This window comes from Clostridium sp. SGI.024 (genome assembly GCF_050315195.1).
GTDB lineage: Bacteria > Bacillota > Clostridia > Clostridiales > Clostridiaceae > Clostridium.
Genome location: NZ_JBNPON010000004.1, coordinates 60048 through 85187 on the forward strand (window position 1 = coordinate 60048; position 25140 = coordinate 85187).

General features: G+C 27.5%; 25 protein-coding genes. 1 reads left to right on the forward strand and 24 read right to left on the reverse strand.

The features are described 5' to 3' along the window. Positions 1–9: 9 nt before the first annotated feature. The 17 genes from ACQRD5_RS02375 to ychF all read right to left on the reverse strand — a co-directional run bounded on the left by ACQRD5_RS02375 (position 10) and on the right by ychF (position 15493). Positions 10–780, reverse strand: coding sequence for a YlmH/Sll1252 family protein (locus ACQRD5_RS02375; RefSeq protein ID WP_291627041.1), 771 nt, complete (start codon positions 778–780; stop codon positions 10–12). Further along, positions 773–1033 carry a YggT family protein gene (locus tag ACQRD5_RS02380; protein WP_320627409.1) on the reverse strand — a complete coding sequence of 87 codons (261 nt, stop codon included), beginning with the start codon at positions 1031–1033 and terminating at the stop codon, positions 773–775. The genes ACQRD5_RS02375 and ACQRD5_RS02380 overlap by 8 nt, the downstream gene beginning before the upstream one ends. Before the next feature lie 6 nt (positions 1034–1039). Beyond that, positions 1040–1489: a cell division protein SepF gene (locus tag ACQRD5_RS02385; protein WP_291627040.1), complete on the reverse strand. Its 450-nt coding sequence runs from the start codon at positions 1487–1489 to the stop codon at positions 1040–1042. Beyond that, positions 1482–2159, reverse strand: coding sequence for a YggS family pyridoxal phosphate-dependent enzyme (locus ACQRD5_RS02390; protein ID WP_291627039.1), 678 nt, complete (start codon positions 2157–2159; stop codon positions 1482–1484). Before ACQRD5_RS02390 ends, ACQRD5_RS02385 begins: the two co-directional genes overlap by 8 nt. 90 nt (positions 2160–2249) lie before the next feature. Then, positions 2250–2987, reverse strand: coding sequence for a DUF881 domain-containing protein (locus ACQRD5_RS02395; RefSeq protein WP_291627038.1), 738 nt, complete (start codon positions 2985–2987; stop codon positions 2250–2252). After that, positions 2988–3338 (reverse strand): small basic family protein, encoded by a 351-nt coding sequence (locus tag ACQRD5_RS02400; protein WP_291627037.1) that lies wholly within the window; start codon positions 3336–3338, stop codon positions 2988–2990. Between the two features lie 16 nt (positions 3339–3354). After that, complete coding sequence (locus tag ACQRD5_RS02405; protein WP_291627035.1) at positions 3355–4074, reverse strand: DUF881 domain-containing protein; 720 nt, start codon at positions 4072–4074, stop codon at positions 3355–3357. Positions 4075–4089: 15 nt separating this feature from the next. Beyond that, positions 4090–4839, reverse strand: a complete 750-nt coding sequence (locus tag ACQRD5_RS02410) for a cell division protein FtsQ/DivIB (protein ID WP_291627033.1) — start codon at positions 4837–4839, stop codon at positions 4090–4092. Positions 4840–5014: 175 nt separating this feature from the next. Further along, positions 5015–6133: a stage V sporulation protein E gene (gene spoVE, locus ACQRD5_RS02415; RefSeq protein WP_294186496.1), complete on the reverse strand. Its 1119-nt coding sequence runs from the start codon at positions 6131–6133 to the stop codon at positions 5015–5017. A gap of 23 nt (positions 6134–6156) precedes the next feature. Beyond that, complete coding sequence (gene mraY, locus ACQRD5_RS02420; protein WP_294186549.1) at positions 6157–7131, reverse strand: phospho-N-acetylmuramoyl-pentapeptide-transferase; 975 nt, start codon at positions 7129–7131, stop codon at positions 6157–6159. 34 nt (positions 7132–7165) lie between these two features. Then, complete coding sequence (locus tag ACQRD5_RS02425; RefSeq protein WP_427746493.1) at positions 7166–8527, reverse strand: UDP-N-acetylmuramoyl-tripeptide--D-alanyl-D-alanine ligase; 1362 nt, start codon at positions 8525–8527, stop codon at positions 7166–7168. A 14-nt stretch (positions 8528–8541) separates the two neighbouring features. After that, positions 8542–9993 carry a UDP-N-acetylmuramoyl-L-alanyl-D-glutamate--2,6-diaminopimelate ligase gene (locus ACQRD5_RS02430; protein ID WP_320627389.1) on the reverse strand — a complete coding sequence of 484 codons (1452 nt, stop codon included), beginning with the start codon at positions 9991–9993 and terminating at the stop codon, positions 8542–8544. A 99-nt stretch (positions 9994–10092) separates the two neighbouring features. Then, complete coding sequence (locus tag ACQRD5_RS02435; protein ID WP_427746494.1) at positions 10093–12288, reverse strand: stage V sporulation protein D; 2196 nt, start codon at positions 12286–12288, stop codon at positions 10093–10095. An 86-nt stretch (positions 12289–12374) separates the two neighbouring features. Then, on the reverse strand, positions 12375–12812 hold the full coding sequence (locus tag ACQRD5_RS02440; RefSeq protein ID WP_320627391.1) for a cell division protein FtsL: 438 nt from the start codon (positions 12810–12812) through the stop codon (positions 12375–12377). Positions 12813–12850: 38 nt separating this feature from the next. Further along, the gene (gene rsmH / locus ACQRD5_RS02445; RefSeq protein WP_320627392.1) at positions 12851–13783 is read right to left on the reverse strand and encodes a 16S rRNA (cytosine(1402)-N(4))-methyltransferase RsmH; all 933 of its coding nucleotides are present in this window, start codon (positions 13781–13783) and stop codon (positions 12851–12853) included. Between the two features lie 11 nt (positions 13784–13794). Next, positions 13795–14223 carry a division/cell wall cluster transcriptional repressor MraZ gene (gene mraZ / locus ACQRD5_RS02450; RefSeq protein WP_291627023.1) on the reverse strand — a complete coding sequence of 143 codons (429 nt, stop codon included), beginning with the start codon at positions 14221–14223 and terminating at the stop codon, positions 13795–13797. A 172-nt stretch (positions 14224–14395) separates the two neighbouring features. After that, complete coding sequence (gene ychF, locus ACQRD5_RS02455) at positions 14396–15493, reverse strand: redox-regulated ATPase YchF (RefSeq protein WP_320627393.1); 1098 nt, start codon at positions 15491–15493, stop codon at positions 14396–14398. Positions 15494–15693: 200 nt separating this feature from the next. Between ychF and pdaA the strand changes: the two genes are divergently transcribed. Beyond that, positions 15694–16443: a delta-lactam-biosynthetic de-N-acetylase gene (gene pdaA / locus ACQRD5_RS02460; protein WP_320627410.1), complete on the forward strand. Its 750-nt coding sequence runs from the start codon at positions 15694–15696 to the stop codon at positions 16441–16443. Positions 16444–16603: 160 nt separating this feature from the next. Here pdaA and ACQRD5_RS02465 read toward each other — a convergent pair whose 3' ends face one another. From ACQRD5_RS02465 to ACQRD5_RS02495, 7 genes are all read right to left on the reverse strand, one after another. Then, a complete protein-coding gene (locus ACQRD5_RS02465; RefSeq protein ID WP_291628190.1) occupies positions 16604–17251 on the reverse strand; it encodes a cyclodeaminase/cyclohydrolase family protein in 648 nt (215 codons plus the stop codon). Positions 17252–17256: 5 nt separating this feature from the next. Then, positions 17257–18402: a glycosyltransferase gene (locus ACQRD5_RS02470; protein ID WP_320901865.1), complete on the reverse strand. Its 1146-nt coding sequence runs from the start codon at positions 18400–18402 to the stop codon at positions 17257–17259. A 2-nt stretch (positions 18403–18404) separates the two neighbouring features. Further along, positions 18405–19688 (reverse strand): glycosyltransferase, encoded by a 1284-nt coding sequence (locus ACQRD5_RS02475; protein ID WP_320627395.1) that lies wholly within the window; start codon positions 19686–19688, stop codon positions 18405–18407. After that, entirely contained in the window at positions 19688–21223 is a 1536-nt protein-coding gene (murJ, locus tag ACQRD5_RS02480) for a murein biosynthesis integral membrane protein MurJ (protein WP_320627396.1), read from the reverse strand. The genes ACQRD5_RS02475 and murJ overlap by 1 nt, the downstream gene beginning before the upstream one ends. Continuing rightward, complete coding sequence (locus tag ACQRD5_RS02485) at positions 21216–21947, reverse strand: WecB/TagA/CpsF family glycosyltransferase (protein WP_320627397.1); 732 nt, start codon at positions 21945–21947, stop codon at positions 21216–21218. The genes murJ and ACQRD5_RS02485 overlap by 8 nt, the downstream gene beginning before the upstream one ends. Positions 21948–22146: 199 nt before the next feature. Next, positions 22147–23235, reverse strand: coding sequence for a tetratricopeptide repeat protein (locus tag ACQRD5_RS02490; protein WP_294186513.1), 1089 nt, complete (start codon positions 23233–23235; stop codon positions 22147–22149). A gap of 143 nt (positions 23236–23378) precedes the next feature. Beyond that, the gene (locus ACQRD5_RS02495) at positions 23379–25106 is read right to left on the reverse strand and encodes a phospho-sugar mutase (protein WP_320901861.1); all 1728 of its coding nucleotides are present in this window, start codon (positions 25104–25106) and stop codon (positions 23379–23381) included. Between the last annotated feature and the right edge of the window lie 34 nt (positions 25107–25140).

The following is a 25140-nucleotide window of genomic DNA, read 5'->3' on the forward strand; positions in this document are numbered from 1 at the left end:
CTCTATCTATTATACATATTTTTTTACAATAATTCTTTGTTTTCCACTTCTCGTTTCACCAATTATATCCCCAACTATATATTTTCCATTACCTCTTATAGTTAGTCTGGTACCTTTTAAAAGTTCTTGACTCTTATCTTTTGATTTAACATAATTAACTAAAACCTTACTACTATCTAATAATTCTATGGCTTTAGATCTAGATATATTTGCAAGCTTAGCCACAACACTATCTAAACGTAGTGACTGTACATTAATTGAAATCTCATCAAAATCTATAGATGGTAAATCTACTAAATCATATAGAATACTTATTTCTACAGGTGATTTTCCAATAGAAGCTAAATTATTTAAAATATAGCTGCTTATATCTTCCATAACAGGTACATAAGCTCTATCATCTTTTACAACTACATCTCCAATTTTATTTCTATCTATTCCCAAGGATAATATTGCACCTAAATAATCCTTATGTCTTAAGTTAGAAAAATTAGACTTATTCCTAATTTGCAATGCTTCTATAGGATAATCTATATTATATTTATTGTTAAATGCTATTACTCTTCTTTCAGCTTCTTCAAAAAGTCCATTAGTGACAATTTTGAAATCACTATTTTGACAATTTTCTTGAAAAAAACTCCATATATTAGGTGGACAAAAACTATTTGAAAAAATAGTTATATCTTTTTCAAAGGCTAATTTATAATTTTCATATATCTTTATAGCTTCATTTACATCATCTTCAGAAAAATTTTTAAGAATATATTCTTTATTAACCATTGAAAAACATCCTTATATAAGATATTAACATTATTGCAAATAAAGGTGAAAAGTCAATAATATTATTTTTAAAAACCTTATATTGTATAGTTTTAAATGGCTTTAAAACTGGATAATTAAATGATGTAATTATATTATAAAAAGTATTTTCTCTTACTTTAGGAAATAATGACATTATAACTTCTAATAAGATGCTTATCTCTAATACTATAGTTAATAATCTTATTATAAAAAAAACTAGATTTATATAAATCTCCCCCTACTTATTCCAGTTAAATAATGCTTTAGAGCTTAATTCATTTTTTAATTCACTTGTTACCTCAACATTTGAAGGTGAAAGTAAATAAACTCTTTGTTCTATTTCTTGTAAGGTTGCTCCTAAAACATAGCAAGATCCACTTATAAAGTCTACTAGTCTTTGTGCTATCTTAGTTTCTAATACTGTTGCATTTACTAAAACAATTTTTCTAGCTTTAATAGCATCTGCAATTTCTCTAGCATCATCATAATTAGTTGGTTTAGTTATCATAACCTTCGCTGTAGATGATGTATGAATATTAACAACTTTATTTCCTTTTTGCTTTGAAATTATTGGCTCTATTTCTTCTTCAACTTCTTCATCTATTTCAGTTTCTTCTAAATCATCAAACTCGTCTTCATACTCTCCAAGACCCATTATTTCTTTAAACTTTCCAAACATGTTACCCATTTGTCAATCCTCCTACTACATTTCTTTTTCCAAAAATTCCTTCTCCAATTCTTATTAAATTGGAACCTTCTTCTAGGGCTATTTCATAATCATGGGTCATACCCATTGATAAAATTTCCATCGAGATATTCTTATATGTATTGTTACTTAAATTATCGTAAATAGCTTTCATTTCTTTAAAGTAAAATCTATTCTCTTCAACACTTCCCTTTGGTATTATAGCCATTAAACCTCTAACTTTAATATTATTACATTTCTCAATTTCTATAATAATATTATTTAAATCTTCTTTTAAAAAACCTCCTTTGCTTTCTTCTTTTCCAATATTAATTTGAATTAAAAGATTAGCTATAGAATTTTTTTTAGAAAACTCATCTTCTATTTTTTTCAAAAGCTTGATACTTGATAAGGAATGAATTAAATAAACCTTATCAACCAAATATTTCACTTTATTTGTTTGCAAATTACCTATAAAATGCCACCTTATATCATCAGGCAAAACTTCTTCTTTATAAAGAAGCTCTTGTACTTTGTTCTCTCCAAAATCCCTTTGGCCTAATTTGTAAGCTATATTAATATCTTCTATAGGCTTAGTTTTAGATACAGCAACAAGTGTTATATTTTTTGATATACTTTTTTTAATTTCATTCAAATTTTCTTTAATACTCACTGTACATCCTCCTAAAGAAGCTTACTTAGATAATTTATTAATTCTTCAAAAAAGCTTAAAATCCTTTAAATTTTATTATTTTTATTAAATTTATTTAGCTTCATATCTTTCCATATAATTTGCTTCAGTATTTTGTTTAGTAGCAGATATGATTATTTCATCTTTTTCTTCTATTTCTACCTTAATCTTTCTAAGTAATAATTTTTGTATAATACTATTCTCTGCTAGTAATGCTGCCTTAAGCTCTTGAGGATTCCCTATTGCATAAACTTCAAAAGGAGCGAAAATCCTAGATTCATCTTCAAAGCCAATAAATGCCCAATTACAACTAACAGAGGTATTTGGTAATATTCTATGATCATTAATTGAAACTGCTTCTGCTCCTGCACTTCTTAGTTCATTTAATATGTGTGCCATATCATCTTCATGGAGTATTTTTCTAAATATTTCATGCTTTGTGTCTAATAATTTATTTATGTCACCATCTTGTAATTTAATTATTATTCCTGGACCTTTTATAGTAGAAATTCCACTTAACGCTCCGTAATCAACTAATTGGTTTTTCATATCTTCAATTAACTTTTTGTTTTTTTCAGGATCATTATCGCTATATTTGCTAATTTGGTACCTATAATCAATATTTTCACTTTTAAGATTATCTATTTCTTTATAAAGCTGATTTCTCTCTTCAACTGCTTTTTTATAGTCTATGGCATTTAAAGAAGATATACTTTTTGTAACTTCACTTAAATCCACACTATTTATTATTAAAAAACCTGTAAAAATTGATGCTAATAAAATAAAACCTTTTCCCTTATTGAAATTCATTTATTCACCATTTTTACGAGTCTTTAACCTTTCGATTAATAATCTTCTTATCACAGCAAAATTATCAAAAATTCTTCCTCCAAAAACTATAACAGCAGCTATATACATTGGTATTCCAAGCTTATCACCTAAATAAGCAAGACCAGCAGCTAAAATTGCGTTACCAAAAAAACCTGAAATAAAAATATCAGCTTTAAAATTTTTTGACAAAGAAGCTCTAACAGCTCCAAACACAGAATCTAAGCAAGCAAGTATTGCTACAGAAATATATGAAGAGAAGGTTTCTGGTATATTTACATGCAGAATTAATCCTAAAAGTACACCTATTAAAAGTCCTATAAATGCTATCATTTTACTCCTCCTTCTTCTATTCTACTGGTTTAATATACTCATTCTTTAATGATTGAGTAGTTTTATTTATTATAATCTCATCACTTTCTTTAACTTCGCAATAATAATTTTGTAAAGCTCCATAGTCTAATACACCTTGGAAATTTGCTGCCACACTCAGTGCTTGCTTATCTCCAATAGCCTTTATGATTATTTTTTCCTTTGGATCTATTTTTGCTGCTGTCCCAACCCAAATCCAATTTCCAGAATTCTTAATTCCACTTTGAGGTGTTAATCTATAGTCATTAATTGATATTGCTTCAGCTTTTATATATCTAAGAGAGTTGATTACATGAACAATTTCATCTTCACTTATAATACTTCTAGAAATATCGCTACTAGATCCAAATATATTCGACTTTGGTGTTATTGTTATTGTTATTCCTGGGCCTTTAACATCTACTAATCCTAAATTCATTCTTGCATTATCTAATTGTTTTTTTATTTCTGCTTCAACAGCACCTTCTTGAGAAACCTTTTCTTCTAGTTGCTTTAATTCATCTGATAATGATGTATTGACTTTTGTTAACTCTTCTTTTTCTTTTTTTAAAGCTTCTATTTCTGATAAAATATCTAAATTCTTATTAGACATATTTGCTTTATTTTTTTCATTTAACATTTTAAATTGATGTGCTAATAGAAAGCCTAGAAATGCACAAACAATAGCTAATAATATCTGCGATGTAAGTTTCTTCATATATCTTCTCCTTTCCTACTGATTTTGTTTAATTACAGGTGATCCCTCAAAGCTCAAATTAATATAACCATTTGTAATAGTTCCTTGTTCTATAAGGTTTAAAGCTATATTCATCTTATCTTTTAAATCCAAACTGTTTCCTAATATTATTTCTACATTTCCTATATAACAAATAATATTATCTAAATCCAATATATTTATTTCAGTTATTTTAAGCTCTTCGGGTATAACTTCTATCATCTTATAAAAAACATCTAAAACATCAGGTAATTCTTTATCATCTAGTATTTTACTGCCTACTACTTTTTCTGACACATCAACACCAGACAATTTAGTTAATTTTCTATCCCCTAAATCATCTATTTCTTCTACAATTACACCTTCATTATTTATAGCCTTTATTTTATCGTTACTAATAAGATAAAAAGCTATTTTATTTTCAGCTACATTAATATTAATACTGTTAATACCTTTTTTTCTTATTCTAACTTCTTGAACGTAAGGATTGGATTTCACTTCTTTTTCAATCTCATTATAGTCCAATGTAAAAATATTTTTCCCAATGTTATATTTTAACTTCTCTTGTAAATTTTCATTTGATATTGTAACTAGTCCTGTAATATTAATCTTTTTTAAATTAAATATGGGTGCCTTGTATATAAAAATAATAATTCCAAGTATAAAAACAAATAATCCAAGTACTATTCTTTTTATAAGTTTTTTTCTTCTTTTTTTTATTACAAATTTATTTACATTAGTATTCATAGTTCTCTCACTTTTACATAATAATATATATCTTATATAATATCACTTTTTGGGTATTTTTTCATTATAAAATTTTACTTAACTTAAAAATTTATAATAATTTAATATTTTTGCACTTTATCTCAAACGAAAAAAAAGAGTTGATTTTTAAATATAAAATCACTCTTCTTTATAATTAAACACTTTTACCTTTAACTTGTCTTGATATGTTTAAAAGTATTCCCATAGCCATCATATTAATTACAAGAGATGTACCTCCATAACTTATAAAAGGCATTGGCACTCCAGTTACAGGCATTGAACCAGTTACAACTGCTATATTTATTATGGATTGAACTGCTATTATAGAAGTAATACCTATAGCTAATAAAGTCCCATAAGAATCTTTAGCCTTCATAGCTACTTTAATTCCTCTCCAAACAAAAAATACAAATATAGAAATTATGAATAAGCACCCAATTAAACCAAGTTCTTCTCCTATTATAGAAAAAATAAAGTCGTTATGTGGTTCAGGCATATATAATGTTTTTTGTCTTGATTGCCCAAGCCCAAGACCAGTTACTCCACCTGCACCTAAAGCATAAAATGACTGAATTAATTGATATCCATCTCCTGCTGGATCTTTCCATGGATTTAGAAAATTAAGCATCCTTGCTCTTCTATAATCTTCTCCAAATATAAAGAACATAACTGCAACTAATAAAACTGGAGCAACTTTACCAAATAAATCTTTAAGTTTACCTCCTGCAACAAAAAGTAAAATAAAGGTTACTATCATAATAATTGCAGCAATACTTAGATTTTTTTCAGCTAAAATCATTACAGCATAAAAACCTGACACTCCTAAATAAGGAACTATTCCAGACCAAAACTTTTTAATTCCATCACCCTTTTCATCTAAACTCATTGCTAAAAATAAAACAACAGCATATTTACATAATTCAGATGGTTGGAATGATAGTGGACCTAATTGTATCCATCTTTTTGCTCCATTTACCGCCGGAAAGAAAAATACTGCAATTAATAATGGAACAGTAGTAATAAGAATATGTGGAGTAATTTTACGTAATTTATGATAATCAATATTAGACATAACTCCCATAGCTATTAATCCTGTTATAGCCCAAATCAATTGTTTCTTTAAATATACCATACTATCTCCATCTTTAAACATAGCATAGTAAGAACTAGCAGAGTAAATCATAATTACTCCAATTGCAAGCAAAAGAATAACAGCATAAAATATACCATAGTCTATTTCTCCTATTTTAGCCTTTTGTTTTGCTGCTCTCATATAACCTCCTCCAATCAAAATGATTAAAGGGCCATAAATCCTATAAAGCATAACACTACAGTAATAAGTGCAAAAACTGTTACTATTTTAGTTTCACTCCATCCTATCTGTTCGAAATGGTGATGTATTGGTGCCATTCTAAAAAGCCTTTTACCTCTTAATTTATAGGATGAAACTTGTAATATTACAGAAATAGTTTCGAAAACATAAATTCCACCAACTATAAATAATATAAGTGGTAGTTCTAATATTAATGCTATAGTAGCAATTGCACCTCCTATAGCTAAAGATCCTGTATCTCCCATAAATACCTTTGCTGGATATGCATTAAACTTTAAGAATCCAAGTAATCCACCAGCTAAAACTATAGAAAATATAGCTAGTGACTCATGTCCCATAGTAAATGATACTACTGCAAAAAAAGTTAAAACTAAAATGCTTACAGTAGATGCTAATCCATCTAAACCATCTGTTAAATTAACCGCATTAGTGGCTCCTGCGTAATAAATTATTACAAAAGGTATATATAGTATTCCTAATGGCAGTATAGTATTTATGAATGGAAATCTTAAACCAGTTCCTAAATTCACATACCCATAAACTGCAATTGCAGTAGAGAAAATAATTAGTAACAACATTTTTTGCCAAGCTTTTAAGCCTTCATTTTCTTTTTTTAAAATTTTTAATATATCATCTAAAAATCCAATGAATCCAAAAGCTATTAATGAATAAAGCCCAATCATAGCTTCATCTGTAGGTTTAAATCTCATAACCAACATAACTATCAATGTTGAAATAATAAATATTAGCCCACCAATAGTTGGAGTTCCTGCTTTTTTAAGATGGCTTTGAGGCCCTTCTTTTCTAATATTTTGTCCGAATTTTAATTTTGTTAGCATAGGAATTATTATTGGTCCTAATATTATTGTTATTATAAAAGACAATACTAACCCTATAACTATTTTTGATGTTATAATGTCTATTAACTTATCCCCCATTGTCACTGCCATATAAGGCAGTTCACCTCCTTTGTTATATTTGTACCTCTTCTAGTGAACTTACTATTTCTTCAAACTTCATTCCTCTTGATGCTTTTACTAAAATTACATCATTCCTTTTGATTATGTTGTTTAAATTCTTAATAAAGTCCTCTTTATTTTCAAAAGTTATAATATTATCTAAAGAATATCCTTTTTTATAGCAATCCTTATATTGACCTATTGCTATTAGTAAATCAATTTTTCCTTTAGCATAATACCCAACATCAGTATGTGCATTTATTGATTCATCACCAAGTTCATTCATAGTTCCTAGTATTGCAATTTTTCTTCCATCTTTGTATGAATTAAGAACATCTATTGAAGATTTCATAGAATCTGGACTTGCATTGTAACAATCATTTATAATTGTAAAATTTTCTTTTTTTATTACTTGCAGTCTCATTGATGTTGCTTCTAAATTCTTAATCCCTTTTTCCATTTCAGAGAAAGATACATTTAACTTCTTTGCTACTGCTATAGCTATCATTGAATTTAAAACATTATGCTTACCTGCCATTGGGATTTTAAAGTTAAATTCATCTTCTTTAGCTTTTACTGTAAAGGAAGTATTATCCTCCTTTAGTATAATATTATAAGCATAGACATCATATTCATGATTATATCCAATTCTTAAAATTTCAAAACACTTATTTTTTATTTTTAATAAGTTCGTATCTTCGCCATTAATAATTAAAGTATTATTTTCATCAAAATAGTTGAATATTTCTGATTTTGCTTTTAATATGTTATCCTGTGTTTTTAAATTTTCAATGTGAGATAAACCTATATTGGTAATAACTGCAATATCAGGTCTTGCACAATTCGCAAGTACATCTATTTCCCCTAAATTACTCATTCCCATTTCTAATACGGCTACATCATATGAGTTATCAAGTTCTAAAATCATAAGTGGTAATCCTATTTGATTATTAAAATTGCCTTTAGTTTTAAAAACCTTATACTTATCACTTAAAAATGCAGCTATTAAATCCTTAGTTGATGTTTTACCACAAGATCCAGTAACTCCCACAACTTTTATACCAAGTTTTTTTCTATAGAAACTTGCTAAATCTAATAAAGCTTTTTCTGAATTTACTACTTTTATTACAGTTCCAAAATCCTTTAAATCTTCTATATTAAATAATACTTCATCTACAATTGCTACTGAAGCACCTTTTTCAAAGGCATCACCCACAAATTTATTACCATTAAATCTTTCTCCGTTAATAGCTAAATATAAATTATTAACTTCTATTTTCCTTGTATCTATACAAATCTTATTAAAATCTTTTTTTCCTTCAACTATTACTTTTCCAGCAGTAGCTTCTATAACTTCATTTAAAGATAATTCCACCTTACACACCTCTATTATTTTCTTTTATTTGCTAGAATTTCATCAACTACTTCTCTTTCATCAAAATGAATTACACCTTCATTTGTTATTTGATAATTTTCATGACCCTTTCCTGCTAGTACTACTACATCACCTTCTTCAGCCATACTTAATGCAAGTTTTATGGCTTCTGATCTATCTTCTATGGCAATATAGTTTGATTTATTTATACCTACAATTATTTCTTTTATTATAGCCATCGGATCTTCTTCTCTAGGATTATCAGATGTAATAATAGCTAAATCAGCTAATTCTGTTCCAATTCTACCTAATTCGGCTCTCTTTACCTTATCTCTATCTCCGCCGCAACCATATACTGCAATTAATCTGTTCTTTGTATAATCTTTTAGTGTTTCTAATATATTTTTAAGTCCATCAGGAGTATGTGCAAAATCAATTATTATATCATAAGGAATATCATATTTATATCCTATTCTTTCACATCTTCCAGGAACAACAACGTCTAAAAGACCTTCTTTGATGTATTTTTTGTCTACATCTAAAATATTCATTGCTGCAATTGCTCCTAATGCATTATAAACATTATACTCTCCTGGTAAAACTGAATAATAATTATCTCCATTTACATTAAAGTGAATATCGCCTTCTTTTAACATAACTTCAGAAGCTTTAAAATCACTTACATCTTTTATTGAATATGTCTTTACTTCTTTATTACCTAGATTCTCAATATCTGTTACTATTCTATATCCATAATCATCATCTACATTTATTACGCAATTTTTACTTCTTTCAAACAACTTAAACTTAGCGCTATAATAATTTTCAAATGACTTATGGAAGTCTAAATGATCCCTTGTTAAATTTGTAAATATTCCAACTTCAAATTCGCAACCATAAACCCTATCTAGATATAATGAGTGTGATGATACTTCCATTACACAATATTCGCAGTTATCATCTACCATATCCTTAAATAACTTTTGAAGTTCTAAAGATTCTGGAGTAGTTCTTTCTGATTTTACCTTTTTATCTCCAATATAATTAGCTATTGTTCCAACTAATCCAACTTTTTTCCCAGCCTTTTCAAGCATAGACTTTAGTAAATATACTGTTGTAGTTTTACCATTAGTTCCTGTTACGCCAATTAATTTTAGTTGTTTTGTTGGATGACCATAATAGTTTGCTGACATAATAGCTAATGCTTTTCTGCCTTCTTTTACTAATAAAACTGTTACATTTTCATCATCAATGTTTATGTCTTTTTCACATAAAATAACTTTTGCACCAGCTTTAATTGCTTTATATGCATAATCATGTCCATCAACTTCAAAACCTGTAAGACAAACAAATAAGTCTCCTTCTTTTATTTTTCTACTATCATATTGGATGTGGTTTATCTCAATATCTTGGCTACCACTTAAGACTTCATAGTTTACTCCATTTAATAAATCTAATAACTTCATTTCACCATCTCCTTAATATTCTAAACGAAATCCCTATATCTTTTGTATATAAATTTAGCATGTGAGTTTCCCACATGCTAATGTAAAGGGATATTCTAATCAATCTCCATATTCTTCATTTAATTCTAATTTAACCTTAGTTCCCTTAGTAATTATCTCTCCCTTTTGTATACTTTGTTTCACTATTATTCCTTCTCCATCATAAGAAAAAGCAATTCCAAGGTCATCTAAAATTTTCGTTGCTACCTCCAGGGTGTAGCCCCTTAATTCTGGCATAACAACATATTTATTATAAGACTCTACGTCTCCTGTGTCTATATTAATCTTAGAATTTTCTTTAATGGTATACCCTGGATAAGGCTTTACATTTGTAATTATATCCCCATTTCCATTAATATTATACTCTATATTGTATTCTTTTAATATTTTTTTACCTTCTTCTACTTTTAGTCCTCTAATTTCTGGTATAACTATTTCTTTTACTATGCTATCAATATCATCTTTCCCCATATTTTCACTCATATAATTAAATATATCAGTAAACAATATGTTAGCTAAAGGTGCAACAATTTGACCTGCATAATAAGTTCCAGTTCCAGGTTCATCAATAGAAATAAATACAGTGATTTGAGGATCATCTGCTGGTGCAAATCCTGCTAGAGATGAAATATATTTACCAGATTCATAACCTCCACCTTTAGGATTTACCTTTTGAGCAGTTCCTGTTTTTGCTCCAATATGATATCCTTCAACATAAGCTTTACTTGAACCTCCATAAGATACTGTCCTTTCTAAATAATCTCTTAAAATAGCAGTTTTTTCTTCTGACAATACATCTACTATATTAGGTTCAAAGGTCTTTTCTGTAACTACTTTCCCTTCTTGGTCAGTATAAGTTATTTCCTTCATCAAATGAGGTTGTATTAACTTTCCTCCATTTATAATGCTATTATAAGCTGTCATATATTGAACTGCGTTTACTGTATTTGTTTGTCCAAATGAAATTGTAGCTAAATCTGCCTCATTTATATTTTCTGTCTTTTTTATTATCCCTTTAGCTTCTCCTGGCAAATCTATTCCACTCACTTGTCCAAATCCTAATTTTTTAATATACTCATTTAACTTTTCCTTACCTATTCTTTTCCCGATTTCCATAAATCCTACGTTACATGAATTTTGTAAAATCTCAGGTAATGTCTGGGTACCGTGTCCAGAAGTTTTCCAGCATTTTATAGTATGTGGCCCTATTTTTAAGCTTCCATTACAATTAAAAGTATCACTTTCTTTTACTAATCCTTCTTCTAAATTACCTATCATGGTTACTACTTTAAAGATAGATCCTGGCTCAAATGTGTCATTTACTAAATGATTTCTCCACATTTTTTGTACTTTTTCTGATAAATTTTCTCCGTCATAATTTTCTGCTCCTTCATATGGTTTATTTGGATCAAAATCTGGTTTATTAACCATTGCAAGTATCTCTCCATTATTAGGATTCATTATTATTATAGATACTTGTTTTGCTAAATTATCCTTATATCCTTTTTCCGCCACCTTTTCAGCAAAGGCTTGTAAATTTGAATCTATGGTAAGAACTAAATCTTTACCATTTACTGGTGCCGTAAATTCTGAAATAGTATATGGAAGTTCATCATTATACTTGCTAAGCTCTGATATTCTTAATCCAGGTTTTCCAGATAAATACTCATTGTACTCTAATTCAACGCCTGTTAATCCTTGACCATCAATATTTGTACTTCCTAAAACATGAGCTAAAAAATTACCATTTGGATAATATCTTTTTGTGTCTGGAGAAACTATAACTCCAGGTATGTTTAAATTCTTAACCTTATCTGCTTCATCTTTTTCTATTCTTCGAACTAAAATTGCAGCTCCTGCATCTGCCCCACTAGGTAATTTAGTATTTAATTTATCTATAACTTTTTTTTCGTCCATATTAAGTGCTTCTGATATACTAGGTGCTATATCATTTATGGTAAGATTTTCTTTTCTTAAATGTCCTTTTATTGAGTTCAAGTCAAAATCTACTCTATATACATTGGCTGATATTGCAAGTTCTACTCCATTTCTATCTAATATCTTACCTCTACGAGCGTCAATTTTAACCTCACTTGTCCATTGTTCTTCTGCTCTTGCAGAATATTCTTCTCTTTTAACTATCATTATGTAGGACAGTCTTATTATTAAAAGAGTAAATAAACATATTAATGTTGTAAGCGCTAATGATATTCTTTTTTTCATTAGCGCTTTATCTCTAAAAATCTTTTTATTCACATCAATGCCTCCATGTAATTAATTAATAACATGCAGAGTATTATTAATACTCTTTATCTGGCAAGTGTACTATTTTATTACTTATGTTACTCTTTAATATTAGCAAAGAAATCTTTTGTTATATTTACATATATAATGTCATCTTTTTGAGAAACTTTCATTCCTTCTTTACTTGCAAAAGCTTTAATATCACCAAGAGAAGAAAACTTTAATAAGTTAACTCTTAATGCTTCATTTTCTGCTGTGATTGTTTTTACTTCTGTTTTTACATTGCTTAAATCATTTTGTAATCTATACATTTTCCCATCCCGAGCAATTGTTAAAACTCCTAAGACTAATGCAATAGATGCAACTTGTAAAATATTCTTTACAACAGCTTTTTTAGCTTCTCTTTGTTTTCTTTGCTGCTCTTTTCTTTGTCTATCAATACTTTCTCGTTCTTGTTTTCTTCTTTCCTCATCATATCTTCTCTTTGGATTTAAGACTGTATTTCCCCTAATATAATCATATTCCTTACTAACCATTTTATTACACCCCCATGTTACTTAACTTGATTTTTTTATTATATCCTCTCGATTACCCTTAATTTTGCACTTCTACTTCTTGGATTTTCATCAACTTCTTCTTTTGATGGTTCAATGGCTTTTCTTGAAATAATTTTTACTTTTGCCTTTCCTCCACATATGCATATTGGAAACTCCTTAGGACATGTACATGCTGTTGCTAATTCTTTAAATTTAAGTTTTACGATTCTATCTTCTAAAGAATGGAATGTTATTATTGCCATTCTTCCTCCCTTATTTAATCTATTTACTCCGTCTTCAATAGCCTTGTTTAGTATTGAAAGTTCACTATTCACTTCTATTCGAATAGCTTGGAATGTTCTTTTTGCTGGATGAGGTCCTTCTCTTCTAGCTTTTGCAGGTATAGCCGCTTTAATTATTTCTACTAATTCTAATGTAGTTTCAATATTTTTCTCTTCTCTTTTTTCTACTATAAATCTAGCTATTCTTTTAGCAAACTTCTCTTCGCCATAATCTCTTATTATTCTATAAAGCTCTTCTTCATCATAATTATTTACTACTTCGTAAGCAGATAATAAATTATCTCTATTCATTCTCATATCTAGAGGTGCATCTTGCATATAGCTAAATCCTCTATCTCCAGTATCTAATTGATAAGAAGAAACTCCAAGATCCATAAGCATCCCATCTATTTTTTCAATTCCTAACTCATTTAATATTGAATCTACATTATAAAAATTATTATGTACATATTTAACATTTTTATAATTCTGTAATCTAGCACTTGCAGCTTTCAACGCATCTCTATCTTGATCTATTCCTATTAATAGACCTTTATCAGAAAGATTTTTTAATATTTCTGATGAATGTCCACCCCCGCCTAAAGTACCATCTACATATATTCCATTATCTTTTATATTCAATCCCTCTATACACTCATTCAATAGTACAGATACATGTTTAAACTCCATAAAATTTCTCCTTATATTCCTAAATCACTCATTTTTTCAGCAATAGAATCAAAATCTATATCAGACTCATTATATTCTATCCACTTTTCCTTACTCCAAATTTCAACTCTAGTTAGTACACCTATACTTACTATTTCCTTTTCTATACCTGCATATTCTTTTAAGTTTTGAGGAATCAACCCTCTTCCTTGTTTATCTACTTCAATTTCACAAGCACCTGAGAAAAAAAACCTTACAAATGCTCTTGCATCCTTATTTGTAAGTGGTAAAGATTTAAGCTTAGCTTCTAAAGCTGTCCATTCTTCCATAGGATAAGCGTAAAGACATCCATCTAAGCCTTTAGTAATAACGAACTTATTACCTAAGCCCTCTCTTAGTTTAGAAGGAACTATCATTCTGTTTTTGGCATCTATTGCATGCTGATATTCTCCAATAAACATCTATAAACCACCTTCGCTAAAAATTCTCACCACTTTCAACCACTTTCAACCACTTTATATTTTTATTTTATATTTTTTTTATAAATACTTCAAGATTTATTTATCTTATTGGAATATTTTATTAAAAAAATAAAAAAGGTTGATAAAAATCAACCTTTTAATTTACTAAATCTTATATATTAAATCTAAAATTAACTACGTCTCCATCTTTCATAACATAATCTTTACCTTCTAATCTGTAAAGACCTTTTTCTTTTGCTGCTGCTTCAGAACCACATTCAACTAAATCATTATATGATACTATTTCAGCTCTTATAAATCCTCTTTCAATATCTGAATGTATTTTTCCTGCAGCTTGTGGGGCCTTAGTTCCTTCTTTTATAGTCCAAGCTCTTACTTCCTGAACTCCTGCAGTTAAATAACTTATTAATCCTAATAAACTATAGCTTGCTCTTATTAACTTATCTAATCCAGATTCTGTTAAACCATATTCACTTAACATTTCAAGTTTCTCATCTTCTTCTAAACCAGATAGTTCTTCTTCAAGCTTTGCACAAACCACTACTATTTCTGAATTTTCAGACTCAGCATGTGCTTTTACTTTTTGTACATATTGATTATTTGTATTACCTTCCATCATATCATCTTCTGATATATTACATGCATAAAGAACTGGTTTTGAAGTTATTAAAAATAATCCTTTTATTATTTCTTCTTCTTCCTCAGTTACTTCTAATGTTCTTATTGGTAAATTCTTTTCTAGATGTTCTTTTACCTTTTCCATTAAAGCATACTCTTCCTTAGCCTTTTTATCTCCTGATCTAACTTGTTTCATAGTTCTTTCCATTCTTCTTTCAAGAACTTCTAAATCCGCAAATATTAATTCTAAATTTATAGTTTCTATATCTCTAATAGGATCAACAGACCCTTCAACATGCACTACATTTCCATCATCAAAACATCTAACTACATGAACAATTGCAGATACTTCTCTAATATGAGATAAAAACTTATTTCCTAATCCTTCTCCTTTAGATGCTCCCTTAACTAGCCCAGCGATATCATAAAACTCTACAGCTGTATAAACTTTCTTTTTAGTGTTATACATTTTTTCTAAAACATCTAATCTCTTATCAGGTACGCTAACTACCCCAACATTTGGTTCAATGGTACAAAAAGGATAGTTTGCTGATTCAGCTCCTGCCTTCGTTATTGCATTAAATAAAGTACTTTTACCTACATTAGGTAAACCAACTATTCCTAAATTCATCTATGTACATTCCTTTCATTACTTATTCACATCTTTACATCTTTAAAATTATACTCCACTATTGAAATTATTTCAATATATAAAGCTACTAACCTTCTTAATCCGATGCTTCATTGTATTTCCAGTGTAAAAGAAATATTTTAGATAAAAATACTATATAGGAGGCGATTTTTTTGAAAAGTTTTAAAAAATTAACTTTAATATTTATACTATCTCTTTTTATATTTAACTTAATAACATTAAAAGTTAAAGCATCAGATGATTTAGAATTAAATTGGTATTTTGTTAAAAGAGGTGATGTTAAAACTCCAGAGCAGCCAAAGGAATCTAAGAGTTTTCTATCTGAATATGATGGCTATTATGTTGGTGATACTAACTCAAAGGTAATCTACTTAACCTTTGATGAAGGATATGAAAATGGTAATACTCCAAAAATATTAGACACATTAAAAGAAGAAAATGTACCTGCAGCTTTTTTTGTAGTAAAACCTTATATAAAACAAGAGCCTGAAATAGTCAAAAGAATGGTTGATGAAGGGCACTTAGTTTGCAATCATTCATCTCATCATCCATCAATGGCCAGTATAAAAAATAATGAAAAATTTAAATTAGAATTCTCTGAAGTTGAAGATGAATATAAATCTTTAATTGGAGAGGATATGCCTAAATTCTTTAGACCTCCTATGGGAAAATACTCAAAAAACTCATTAAGACAAACTAAAGAATTAGGTTACAAAACTATATTTTGGAGTTTTGCATATAAAGATTGGTTAGTTGATAATCAACCTGAAGAAACTTCTGCAATAAAAAAAATAGTTAGTGGAGCTCATCCAGGATGTATAATGTTATTACATTCAGTTTCTAATACAAATGCAAAAATTTTAAAAGATGTTATAAAAGAATTAAAAGCTCAAGGTTATGAATTTAAGTCATTAAATGAATTACCTTAAAATATTGCAAAAAAGAACTTGTTCTGCAATAAAAAATCAATAATATTAAATAAAAGAAGAAACTCCTTATAGAATTTCTTCTTTTATTCTGTGTTTCAGTTTATAAATTTTTAATTTAAAACTGTTGTGTAGCATCCTTAAACTAAAAAATTCCTATATTCTATTTAGGATAAATAATTTTATCTACTTCTTTCATCAAATTGCTTTTCTTAAAATATGAATCATTAATAATTCTACTACACTTTTCTTCTATTTTATCAAGGAATTCTTCTTCTCTTAAAAAATTCAAATTTACTTTAACATTAATTATCGCACTTTCAATTGCTGAATGTAATAAACTAGCTGCTACTCCAGCATCAGAAACTAAATTCTTGTTACCATACCTTACAGCAAATTCTATGTTATCATAAAACCTAATACACTCTTCTGCTAATTTCATAGGAGTATCCATTGCTTTAATAGTAAACTCTCTAATCTTGTCTTTTCGAAATTTTATTTCTTCATCACTGCTCTTTGGTAATTTATAAGTATCCATAAGTCCTAAAAAATCTTCTCTATCCTTTTCCATAAATTCTTGAGCTAGCAAAATTAAAGTCTTAGCTTCTTTTTGTAATGTTAGCATTTTTTCTTTTTCTTCATCTTTCAGCCTTTCATAAGCATTTTTACCTATAGTTAATGAATATACCATAGAATTTAAACTTGCAGAAAGTCCTAAAACTAATGCTGCAGTGCTTCCACCACCTGGAGACGGTGCTTCTGAAGATAATTCATATAGAAAATCTTCTACTTTATAATCTTTAAACAACATCTTAATTACCTCTCTTCCATAACATTTCTATATAACTTTAATATTTCACTAATAATCTTTTTCTTTGAATACTTTTCTATACACTCACTTCTAATTTTTTCTGAGTCGTAAAAACTTATATTTTGAGTCATGTAATACATAGCTTTTCCCAATTCATCAATATCATTAACTTTAACTAATAAACCATTATCTTTATTAATTATATCTTCAGCTCCACCATTATAAGTACCAATAACAGGTTTACCTGAAGCTAAAGCTTCAATGTATACAACTCCGAAGGTTTCATACTTTGAAGCAAGAACAAAAGCGTTACATCTACTCATATATTTTGAAACTTCTTCTCTAGACAAAGCACCTAAAAAGTCAATTTGCTTTTCTATTTTAAGTTCTTTAGCTAAACTCATTAAATCTAATTTTTGACTTCCATCTCCACCTATAATTAACTTTGTATTTTCATCTTTAAAATATTTTGCAAATGCCTTTATTAAAACATCCATTCCCTTTTCCCCTTCTAAAAATGCTAAAGAGAAAAAAGTAAATGTCTCATTAGTGTCTTTGCAAATATTAAATTTTTCTACTGGAATTAAGTTATGTATTACTTTTATATCATTTCTTCCAGAGAACTCAGTCATTTCTTTTTTAAGTCCATTTCCAACAGCTACTAATGCATCCGCATCCAAATAAGATTTTTTAATAAATGGCTTATAGCTATCTTTAATATAAATAGCAGTCTTTAAAGATGAATGTTCTGTAATAATTAAAGGAATATTATATTTTTTTGATATATAGGCTGCGCTAATTCCTGCCCAAAAAGAAGATTGACAGTGAATTAAATCAACTTTTCCTTCTTTTTTCACTATCTCTCTATATAATCTATCTAATCTTCTATTAAACACACTAAACATTTTAGGGTTTTTAGGTAAATAATTAAAATTTTTATATCTATAAGTTTTTAATTTATCTTCAATACCATAACTAACTCCTATTTTCTCATTAACTTTAAATAATAATGTTAATGGCCATATTTCATTATATGCCACTGTAACTTTAATACCACTTTCTTGAATAGCTTCTGCTTGTTCCTTAAAAAAGCTTCCATGGACTGGATTTCTTTTATTATTATACCATGATGGTACAAACATAACATGCATTCCTAATCCTCCCTTAGAATAGAGTCTAGTCTTTTAGAGATATTCTCCCATTCATATTCAGTTATTTGACTGGATTTATTTCCACTAATAATTTTGTTTGTTAACTCTATAATTGAATCTTTAATATCTTTGCTATTATTGTTGGAAACTTTGCATTTATCTAAATTGCTAACTACATCAAGTATAGGATCATTTTCATCTCCTAAAACAACTAAGATATAAGCATAGCAACCAAAATAATCATAAATCTTTGCAGGAATTTGCTTAGAATTTTTATTTCCAAATAATAGTAGCACATCTGCATTTATCATATATCCTAAAGCTTCTTTATATGGAATTCTATTAGAAACTTTAACATTATCTATCTCAAGAAGCTCGTTTTTCACTTCTTCATCATCTATATTACCAAAAAATAAAACATTTAATTTATTATATAATAAAGCATTATCCCTCTTAATGTTTTTTAATGCTTTAATAAAAGGTCTTATATCTCTAAGTTTTGAAAATATTTCTCCAGCATATACTACGTTAATCATATTATCATTTATTAAAATAGGCTTTTCACTATTCTTAATATCGCTGTATACCTTAGCATCATATCCTCTTGTAATTATAAAGGTATCCTTACTATTCAAATTATATGTTCTTATATAATCATCTCTATTTGCTTTCGTAACAAAAATATGTTTATCAGCTAAATTAATTATTTCTCTTTCATATCTTCCTTCAAATTTTTTTCTAATAAGACTAGAACCTTCTCTTGTTGAGTCTTTAAGCCATGGATCACTCCAATAAGCTATCCATTTAAGATTTCTATACTTTTTCTTAATTCTGTAAGCACATATATGACTTGAAGGTGGTTCATGCATAGAAAACATAACATCAAAGTTTTCAATTTTCATAAGTTTACTTCCATATTTACTAGCTTTTATTGCCCAATATAGATACATATCAGGAATAGCAAATAAACTTTTAGCTTTTCTAAGTACTGCCTTTAGCTTTAATTTAAATTTATTATTACTGTGATTTTTCTCAAAATCATTTTTCTTCTTAGGCATTATCTTTTCAAAGACAATTCCTCCAGAAATGATATGTAATTTAATCTTTGGATCTAACATACTAAAAATATATTCATCATAATAAATTGAATTAGAAGGAAAGTTTACAGTCAAAAGATGAATTTCATTATTATCAATCTTAGCTAAATTATTCAAATATTGAAGGGTTTCAATAGATGCAGAATTATTAATTAATGGTGAATAACAAGCGACAAATAATATTTTCATTAACTTTCCCTCCCTATAAGTTTATTTTTAACAATATTTAAAGCTTCTTCAAATTCTTCTATTCTAAATATTTTACACAAAGCAAAAAATATTATAGCTCCTATTATTCCATCTAATATTATAATAAAAAATGAACTTTCTATCACAAGGAATTTATTTAAATAATATAACGTAATTATCATAATAACTGAGCTTATAAAAATCTTTATAACTTTTATTAAAAGCTCTTTAACATCAAATGTCCCTATTATCTTGCTTGTAGAGCTTAATAATAATAATGCAATAATAATTGCTGAAACTGATGTTGCAATTGAAATTCCTAATACTCCAAAAAATTTTGATAAAGTAATACTTAATATAATATTTACTATAACTCCAATAACTCCATTTATAGTTGTTACCTTTGTTTTTTTCATTGAAAATAAAGAAGAATTTAAAATATCTCTAACTCCTGCAAATGGTAATTGAATTGAATATCCCAAAAGAGCCATAGAAGTTAAAATCACTGCATTAGATTCAAATTTACCTCTTTCATATATTACTTTTACAATATCATTACTTAAAAACATTACTCCAAATGTAATTGGTACTAAAAACAAGCAAATTATAACTATTGATTTACTTAAATATTTCAAAAATCCATCCTTATCCCCTTCATTTAATTTGTTTGCCATAATAGGATAAACAACAGATACTAAAGATGTTGTAATCGCTGTACTAGCAAATTGTATAATCCTTTGAGAATATTCTAATGCTGCCATAGAGCCCGTAACTAATCCAGATGCTACACTTTTATCAACTAACATATTTATAGAGTTAGCACCTGCACCAATTATTACAGGAATAATAAGTATAATCATATTTTTAAGTTTTTCATCTTTAACATTAATATATAATCTAATCCTGTATCCATTTTTATATAGTGATGGTAATTGAATAATAACTCTTAATAAATTTCCTATAACATTTGCTATTGCTAACCCTACGATACTAACATCTTTAAATAATAATAAATATATAATAATAGGAAAATTGAAAAAAATCCCCAACAATGCTGGTACAACAAAATCTTCACACACTTGAAGTATTGATGCAAAACAAGCATTTATACAAAGTAGTATTATATTAAATAATGTTATTCTTGTTAAGAAAATAGTTAATTCTATCTTTTCAGCTGTAAAATTGGGTACAAAGACATTAACAATTTCTCTAGTAAAAATTAACCCTAAAATTATAATAAATATAGATATTAATGATAATATACTAATAATATTATTAGAGAAATTAAACATTTCATTTTTATTTTTACTATGCTTAATTTCACTTAGCATTGGTATAAATGTTGTAGAAATAGCAAGACCAACTATCATAAATACTGATTCTGGTATAGCTACAGATGCAACATATATATCATAAGAACCTTCAACTCCAAAATGATACGCAGCTAAAATATCTCTGCCAAAACCAATAACACGACTTAAAATAGTCATTGCCATCACTATGAAAGTTGCTTTAAATATTTTATTTTTATTCATTATTTTTGTTTCCCCTTACTACAAGTAATAAAAACTTAGGTATACTACCCAATCTTTTTATTCTCCAAGGCTCTTTTAATACTCTATATAACCATTCTAAACCTAATTTTATCATCCATTTTGGTGCTCTATTAACCTTCTCAGCAATAACATCAAAGCTTCCACCAACTCCCATAAAAATTTTACATGGTAATTCATTCATATAACTTACTATAAATTCTTCTTGCCTAGGACATCCCATTGCTACAAAAATCGCATATGGTTTTTTTTCTTTAATATCTTCTAATAATTCAAAAGGATTATCAATATTAAAATATCCATCTCTATATCCTGCTATATTAATCTCTGGAAACTCCATTATAATATTTGCTACACAAGCTTTTAAATTTTCATCTGTTGTGCCAAGCAAATAGATACTTTTATTTTCTAATGATAGCTTTTTAATAATTTCTTTCATTAAATCTATCCCTGCAATTTTTTCTTTAACAGGAGTTTTTAAATATTTAGCTGCAATTTGAATTCCTACTCCATCTGGAATAATTAAAGAATCATCAGAAGTAAAATTTTTAAAAAGCTTTTTATTATTTAATCCAGTATAAAGAACTTCTGGATTACCGGATATTATATGAATTTTACTTTTCTTATCTATGTAATTAATAGCATCATTTAGGCTGTTCTTAAATATTTTATATCCTAATATATCAATAAAATTATTATCTTTCATATTACCTCCTTAATAATTAATACGTAAAATTATCCATAAATATAATATCATATTTATTCACTTTACTAAAGTTATTAATAGCTTTTACTATTATAAAAATTTTACCTTTAGCAAAATAATTATAATTAATAAAGGAGCTGAGAAGGCAGCTCCTTTATTAATTGTATAATATTAAATTTCTATATAAAAATCACTAATGTTATTTATTTAAAATCTTCTCTAAATCCTTTACTATTTCATCTTCTGGATTAAGCTTTTTTGCAATTTCTAGATGAAGTTTGGCTTCTTCATAATTGTTTAAATTCATATAACACATAACTATATTGGTACATACCTCTACTTCTTTAGTAACTTCAAAAGCCTTTTTAAAATATTTTATAGCACTTTCATAATCATTTATACAAGCATAGTTAATTCCTAGTTCAACTACCACTTCATAAATTCCACTTTCTCTAGCTATACTTTCATTTAAATAATATATTGCCTTTTCATAATTTTCTAATTTTCTATATGCAACACCTAAATAATAATATATTAATGGATTATTATCAAAATTTCTAAGCAAATCTAATAACATTTTTATTGTTTTAGCTGGATCATCTTTTAAATGCTCAATTGCAGCTTCATAATTTGATATATTATTTATATCATCTAATAAACCTTTAATTTCTTCTGTAACCTTACCTCCCATATTTATATATTCATTAATAGCTACTTTGGCAGCTTTATAATCATCATTGTCCTTTAATATTAATGCTTTATATAAAAAGGATTCTGGAATCTTAAGCAAGTGCTTCTCACAATAATCAATATCAGTAAGAAGTATATCTTTAAAGCCACTATCTTTTTCTCTTATGCTTTCACCAACTAATAAAAGTTTTTTCATAACCTCTATATCTTTAGAATATCTATAATACCCTTTTAATAATAGATATCCATCAATAAGTTTATCTTCTTTTATCTTATTAGATATAATACTTCTTATGCAATTATCAGTATCTTTTATATATGATAAAATAACCTCATAATCTTCATTGAATTTTAATTTTTCATCTGCTCCTATAGCTAAAAACATTCCTTCAACAAAATAAAATATTGGTAAATTCTTTATTTTAATTTCATTTTGAATATTTGTAGTTATATACTCTGAGGATATAGGTAAATATAACTCCTTATTTTCAAAAGATACATATTCAGGTATTCCAACACTGCTTTTAAATCCATCTTTATCTATTTCTAAAAATAATAATTTACCTAACTTTTCTTTAAAAATTGAATTATAATCCAAACATATTCCTCCTTTTATTTGGTTTAATATAAATAATACTATATATTTTATAAGGTTTCAAATGACAAATATATAATAAATAAAAAAGTGGAAGTTTATTTGTTATATAATTTATTAATAACAAATAAACTTCTCACTTTATATTAATTTAACTTTTCGTTAATTAATTTAATAACCTCTGATTTAAAGCTTTCAAGCTTATTATCAGCATCTTTTAATCCATTTCCTTGTACTGCTATATAAGCTTTCATTTTTGGTTCAGTACCTGAAGGTCTTACTACAAACCATGATCCATTTTCTAAAACAAATTTAAGTACATTTGATTTTGGAAGATTTATTTCCTTTTTATCTCCACTTTGAATATTTTCTTCTATACTAAGCTTATAATCATATTTAACATTAACTTTAACTCCATTTACTTCTTTAAGTTCTTCATTTCTTAAAGAATCTATGCACTTAGCTATTTTTTCGGCTCCTTCTTTACCCTTTAGCTCAAATGAAACTAGAGTTTCTTTAAAGAAACCATACTTTTCGTAAAGTTCAACTAAAGCATCATAAAGACTCTTACCTTCTTCCTTGTAGAATAAAGTCATTTCTGCTATTAACATTGAAGCAATAACAGCATCCTTATCTCTCACAAAATCTCCAGCTAAGTATCCATAACTTTCTTCAAATCCAAATAAATATGTTTTATCTTTATTTTCTTCGAAACCTTGTATTTTTTCTCCGATATATTTAAATCCTGTTAAGACTTCCATTAATTCAACATTATATGATTCGGCTATTTTCTTTGCACCATCTGTAGTTACTATAGTCTTAATAACAACTCCATTTTCAGGCAATCTTTTTTCTTCTTTTAGAGAACTTAAAATATATTCAGTTAACAATAATCCTGTTTGATTTCCTGTTAATACTCTATATTCACCTTCACTATCCTTTACAACTACACCAATTCTATCGCAATCTGGATCAGTTGCAAAAATAACATCTGGATTTTCTTCCTTTGCCATATCTAAAGCTAATTTAAATACTGCTGGATCCTCTGGATTTGGATAAGAAGCAGTTGGGAAATTACCATCTGGCATTTCTTGTTCTTTAACTATTGATACCCCTGTATATCCAAGATCCTTTAATACTCTTCTAACAGGAATATTTCCTGAACCATGTATAGGAGTATAAATAACTTTTAAATCTTTTGCTTTTTCTTTTACTAAATCTTGTCTAATAGTTAAGCTTTTAACTTTGTCTATATATAACTTATCTATATCTTCTCCTATATACACTAAAAGATTCTTTTCTATAGCTTCTTCTTCAGAAATGCTCTTTATCATATCAAAATTATTAATCTTATTAACTTCATTTATTATGATATTTGCCTTTTCATCTGTTACTTGACCACCAAACTCGTCATAAACCTTATATCCATTATATTCTTTTGGATTATGTGAAGCTGTTACTACTATACCTCCAGTACAATTTAATTGTCTAACGGCAAAAGAAAGCATAGGAGTTGGTCTTAAGCTTTCATATAAATATACCTTAACATTATTTGCACAAAGAGTTAAAGCAGCAGCTTTAGAAAATTCCTTTGACATATTTCTAGAATCATATGCAATTGCAACTGATGGATTTTCAAATCTTCCATTTAAATAATTAGCAAAGCCTTGAGTAGCTTTTGACACAGTGTAGATATTCATTCTGTTACTACCTGCTCCAATTATCCCTCTAAGTCCACCTGTACCAAAGTCAAGATCTTTATAAAATCTATCTTCAATCTCTTTTTCATCTTTAATACTTCTTAACTCATTTTTCATTATATCATCTACAACAGCTGATGATAACCAATCATTATACTTCTCTTTATACAACATATTATACCTCCCAAACGTAGTCATCAGCTAATAT